Origin of the sequence: Dietzia sp. (assembly GCF_036741115.1) — a bacterium.
GTDB lineage: Bacteria > Actinomycetota > Actinomycetes > Mycobacteriales > Mycobacteriaceae > Dietzia.
In genome coordinates, this window is record NZ_DAINST010000121.1 from 1 (window position 1) to 5,310 (window position 5,310).

The 5,310-nt window shown below is 69.5% G+C and carries 5 protein-coding genes; 4 read left to right on the forward strand and 1 reads right to left on the reverse strand.

The features are described from left to right. A partial coding sequence (locus tag V7E05_RS13440; RefSeq protein ID WP_333620147.1) for a M1 family metallopeptidase occupies window positions 1-1,063 on the reverse strand: 1,063 nt, incomplete at its 3' end. A gap of 166 nt (window positions 1,064-1,229) precedes the next feature. Between V7E05_RS13440 and V7E05_RS13445 the strand changes: the two genes are divergently transcribed. From V7E05_RS13445 to V7E05_RS13460, 4 genes are all read left to right on the forward strand, one after another. Then, window positions 1,230-1,838 (forward strand): mycothiol-dependent nitroreductase Rv2466c family protein, encoded by a 609-nt coding sequence (locus V7E05_RS13445; RefSeq protein WP_333620148.1) that lies wholly within the window; start codon window positions 1,230-1,232, stop codon window positions 1,836-1,838. Between the two features lie 34 nt (window positions 1,839-1,872). Beyond that, the gene (locus tag V7E05_RS13450; protein ID WP_333620151.1) at window positions 1,873-2,358 is read left to right on the forward strand and encodes a ribose-5-phosphate isomerase; all 486 of its coding nucleotides are present in this window, start codon (window positions 1,873-1,875) and stop codon (window positions 2,356-2,358) included. A gap of 12 nt (window positions 2,359-2,370) precedes the next feature. Further along, window positions 2,371-4,053 (forward strand): ABC transporter ATP-binding protein, encoded by a 1,683-nt coding sequence (locus tag V7E05_RS13455; protein ID WP_333620149.1) that lies wholly within the window; start codon window positions 2,371-2,373, stop codon window positions 4,051-4,053. Between the two features lie 41 nt (window positions 4,054-4,094). Further along, the coding region (locus V7E05_RS13460; protein WP_333620150.1) for an ABC transporter ATP-binding protein at window positions 4,095-5,310 on the forward strand (1,216 nt) is incomplete at its 3' end.

Below are 5,310 nucleotides of genomic sequence, written 5' to 3' on the forward strand. Positions count from 1 at the left end.
TGTACTCGGAGGCCGAGGTCTGGGCGAGGACGGAGGCGTAGGTGGCGAAGGACTCGTTGAGCCAGAGATCGTCCCACCAGCGCATAGTCACGAGGTCGCCGAACCACATGTGTGCCATCTCGTGGAGGATCGTCTCGTTGCGCCGCTCGTAGCGGTAGCCGGTCACGCGGGAGCGGAAGACGTAGTCCTCGAGGAAGGTCACCGCGCCGGCGTTCTCCATCGCGCCCATGTTGTATTCGGGCACGAAGATCTGGTCGTACTTGCCGAACGGGTACGGGGTTCCGAAGTTCTCGTGGTAGAAGGCGAAGCCCTGCTTCGTCTCGGTGAAGAGGCGTTCGGCGTCGAGGAACTCGGCGAGCGAGCCGCGGCACAGGAGACGCAGCGGGATGCGCACGTCGCCGTCGACGAATTCGTCGGAGACCGAGTGGTACGGACCCGCGATGAGAGCCACGAGGTACGTCGACATCTTCTCGGTCTCGACAAAAGTATGGACGCGGGTATCGGTGGCGCCCGCGGCACCGGCCGACGTGCCGGGTTCGACCGATTCCGTTGCGCCGTTGGACACGACTTCCCAGTGTGCCGGCGCCGTGACCTCCACGGAGTACGTCGCCTTGAGGTCCGGCTGGTCGAAGCAGGGGAACACCCGCTTCGCGTCGGCGGTCTCAAACTGGGTGTACAGGTAGACCTCGCCGTCGACGGGATCGACCATGCGGTGGAGGCCCTCGCCCGTCGTCGTGTACTCGAGGTCCGCCGTCACGACCAGCTCGGCCTCCCCGCGCAGGTCGGTGAGGGGCAGGCCGCCCTCCGAGGTGTAGCCCGAGGTGTCGATCGGGTCCCCGTCGAGCGTCGCGGAGACGTTGTGCGCGTTGCGCATGTCGACAAACGTCGAGACGCTGTCGCCCAGCGCCCGGAGGCGGATCGCGGTGCGCACGCCGAACATGTGCGGTCCCTCGGCCGGCGGCTCGAGCACCCCGGAGAGGTCCAGGGCGATGTCGTAGTGCTCGACCTCTATCTGCGCGGAGCGGTGTGCCGCCTCGTCGCGGGTGAGGTTCACGGATGTCATCGGGCCTCCTGGGGTTCTGTGGGGTCGTTTTCCGTACTGCAGTGAGTCGACTTTCCTACTGCTCTTCTGCCTACGTTCTACCCTCCGATGGCACGCGGCGGATCGGCGGCGCATGCTGGTGCGTAGACATCCGATCCATAACGAGTTCAGTCACGAGGGAGCAACCATGAGCGAGACCACAGTCGACTTCTACTTCGATCCGTTCTGCCCGTTCGCGTGGGTCACCTCGCGCTGGATCCACGAGGTCCAGGCGCAGCGCGATGTAGAGGTGCGCTGGCGGGTCATGAGCCTCGCGGTGCTCAACGAGGACAAGGACATCCCCGACGACTACCGCGCCATGCTCGCCGACGCATGGGGCCCGGTGCGCGTGTGCATCGCCGCGGCGCAGAAGCACGGCGAGGAGGTTCTCGGCCCGCTCTACACGTCTATGGGCAAGCGCATCCATGACGGCGGACGCCGCGATGACATCGCGAACGTCATCGCCGAGTCCCTCGCAGAGAACGACCTCGAGCCGGAGCTCGCCGAGGCGGCCGGGTCCACCGAATACGACGAGGCCCTGCGCAAGTCGCACCACGAGGGGATGGATCCAGTGGGCGACGAGGTCGGCACCCCTACCCTCCACGTCGGCGATTCCGCGTTCTTCGGTCCCGTGATCACGCGCATCCCGCGCGGGCAGGAGGCGCTCGACCTGTTCGACGGAGTCATTGCCGCAGCCAAGTACCCGTACTTCTTCGAGCTCAAGCGCTCGCGCACGGAGTCGCCGCAGTTCGACTAGAGGCCCGGGAGGGCGCGTGGCAGAATCGGTGACCATGCGCATCTACCTCGGGGCGGACCACGCCGGATTCGAAGCCAAGAACCTCATCGCCAAGCACCTCGCCGAGCAGGGCCACGAGGTGGTCGATTGCGGCGCCCACGAGTACGACGCCGTCGATGACTACCCGGCGTTCTGCATCGCCGCCGCGGAGCGCGTCGTCGCGGACCCGGGCAGCCTCGGCTTCGTCCTCGGCGGCTCCGGCAACGGCGAGCAGATCGCCGCGAACAAGGTCCCCGGCGCGCGCTGCGCGCTGGCCTGGTCCACCGAGACGGCGAAGCTCGCCCGCGAGCACAACAACGCCCAGCTCCTCGGCATCGGCGGCCGCATGCACTCCAGCGAAGAGATCCTCGCCATCGCCGATGCGTTTGTCACGCAGGTCTGGTCCGAGGAGCCGCGCCACCAGCGCCGTATCGACATCCTCGCCGAGTACGAGCGCACCCGCGTCGCTCCGGAGCTCCCCGCAGAGCCCACGACGATCTAGCCGGGCAGCTCCATGCCCGACGGTTCCGGAGGCCGCGCCGCTCACGGGAGCCGCGCCGGCATCCGGCTCCTCCGCAGGAGCGTGGGGCGCCACCGAGGCACGCTCGCCCTCGGCCTCCTGCTCCTCTCGTGCTGGCAGATCTGCGAGACGCTCGTCCCCGTGGCGATCGGCCTCGCGATCGACCACGCCGTGATCCCTCTCGATATCGTCGCGCTCGCCGTCTCGGTGCTCGGCATCCTCGCCCTGTTCGTGATGCTCAGCTACAGCTACCGCTTCGGCGCGCGCTGCTTCCAGCGTGTTCGCGAGCAAGAGGCCCATGCCCTGCGCGTCGAGGTCGCCGAGTCGGGGCTCCACTCGAGCCGCGACGACCGCGCGGCAGGCGAGGTGCTCTCCCTCGCCTCCGCCGATGCCGACGTCGCCTCCGAGGTCTTCTTCCACATTGGGCGCGGCGGCGCCGGGATCATCGGACTCGCCGCCGCGGCCGCATACCTGCTGGCCGCCGACCCGCTCACCGGGCTCGTGGTGGCGATCGGTGTTTCGCTCTCGCTCGCGGTCGTCGCCCTTCCGAGCCGCGCGATCACGCGCCGCTCGGCGGTGCAACAAGAGGCGATCGGGGCCGCCGGCTCGGGCGCCTCGGACCTCATGCACGGTCTCGGCGTGCTCAAATCGATCGGCGGAGAGCGCTGGGCGGCAACGCGCTACCGGCGCCTCTCGCGCACAGCCGCCGACGCAGGCGTCGCCACGGGTTCTCGCACCGGCGTCCTCGAGGGGCTCGGCGCGCTAACCATGATGCTCGTCCTCGCCGCCGTGGTCCTCACCGCCGGACTCCGCGTCGCGGAAGGCAGCATGGGCATCGGCACGTTCGTCGCAGTCCTCGGCGTCGCCGCGTTCTTCACCGAACCCATGCAGACCATCGCGCAGGTCGTCGGCGCGTTGGCCCGCTCGCGCGGCGCCGCCGACCGCATCGCCGCGTACCTCGACGGGGCCCGGAACGCGGATGCCGGCGACTGCGCCGGCGATGCGACATTCCGCGCCCCGGCTCCTGGGCCCGCGCGCGTCGAAGGGGGAGCGGTCTACGTCGAGGGCCTGGCGCTGGATGACGGCTCCTCCCTCGATTTCCACGCCGCCTCCGGAACGCTCACGGCCGTGGTCGCGGAGCGACCCGCCACGGCGGATACCGTGGTCGCCGCCCTCGCCGCGGCGTGTGACGGGGTATCGAGCATTGCCGCCCCGCATCACGTCGATCTCTTCGAGGGAACCATTCGCTCGAACATCGCCCTCGACCACGACGAGTCGGCCGCGGTCGCGAAGGAGGCGATCGATGCTTCCGCCGCGCGCGAACTCGTCGAGCTCGTCCCCGACGGCCTCGAGCATCGAATCGACGACCTCGGCCGCAACCTCTCCGGCGGGCAGCGACAGCGGATCGCGCTGGCCAGGGCGCTCCACGCCGATCCCGAAGTCCTCGTCCTCCATGATCCGAGCACGGCCGTCGATGCCGTCACGGAGGCGGCCGTCGCCGACTCCATCACGGAGCTCCGCCGGGGCCGCTGCACGCTCGTGGTGACCACATCGCCCGCCTATCTCTCCGCAGCCGATGCCGTGGTCTTTGTGCGGGAGGCGGCGCCCGCCGTCATGGGCACTCATGTCGAGCTCGCCGAGCGGTCCGCACGATACCGAGAGGCGGTGAGCAGATGAGCGGGCCCGCAGGAGATCTCGAGGGCAGGTACGGGAGTGGGATGACTGGGATCACTCTGCCCGTCGCCGGTTACCGCGAGGCGTTCGGCTACCTAGGGGCTCCGCTGCGCCGGAGAGCGGGGTGGGTGGCCGTGGTCGTCGTGGCCGGCATCGTCGCGGCGATGGCGGGGCTCGCGGGACCGTGGGTGATCGGCCAACTCGTGGACGAACTCGGCGACCTCGGTGACCTCGGTGACATCAGCGACGTCCGCGCCGGCTCCTCTACGGATGTCGTGTGGGAGGGCGCGGCCGTCGTGGCCGTCGCCGCGATCGTGCTCTTTGCGGCAACGTGGGTTGGCCGGCTTGCGCTCGCTCGCGTGGTCGAGCCCGCGATCGCAGATCTCCGTGAGGACGTCATGGCACGCGCGCTCCAGATCGAGTCGGCGGAGATCGAGCGCGCGGGAACCGGCGACCTCGTCTCGAGAGTAGCCGACGATTCCCGCAAGATCGGCGAATCCGCCTCGCAGATCCTGCCGAGCTTCGTCGAATCGCTGTTCGTCGTGGCGATCTCGGCGGTGGGTCTCGCCGCCCTCGACTTGCGCCTCGGCCTCGTGGGCCTCGTGGCGATCCCGATGTACTGGCTGACCCTCGCCTGGTACCTCCCGCGCGCGGAGCCGCGCTACACGGCGGAGCGGGCCGCGATAGGCCGACGGGCCGGGCGCCTACTCGGCGGGCTCGAGGGCCGCGCGACCCTGCGCGCGTACCGGCGTCAGGACGCCGAGCTCAGGCGGATCCACGAGTCCTCGCGCCACGCGCGCGACCTCTCGATCGGCGTGTTCCGTTTCCTCACCAGGGCGATCGGCAGGAACAACCGGGCCGAAGCGGTCGTGCTCTCGCTCATCATCGTCGCGGGCTTCGTGCTCGTGGGGTCCGGTCAGCTCACCGCCGGCGCCGTGACCACCGCTGCGCTCGTCTTCCACCGCCTCTTCAATCCCATCGGAGCGCTGGTCGGGCTCTTCGACCAGGTGATGTCCGCGGGCGCATCGCTGACCCGGATGGTCGGCGTCATCCTGCTTCCCGTTCCCGAAACCGCGCCCGAATCAGATCCCGAAGCCAAGCCCGAAGCCAGTCCGGGACTTGGCATACTCGCGCTCGACGCGGTGCGCTTCGCCTATCCGGGCAATGCCCCGGTGCTCCACGGGATCGACCTCGACGTCCCGTCGGGGCACGTGGTCGCCGTGGTCGGCAGCACGGGCTCGGGCAAGACCACCATGGCGA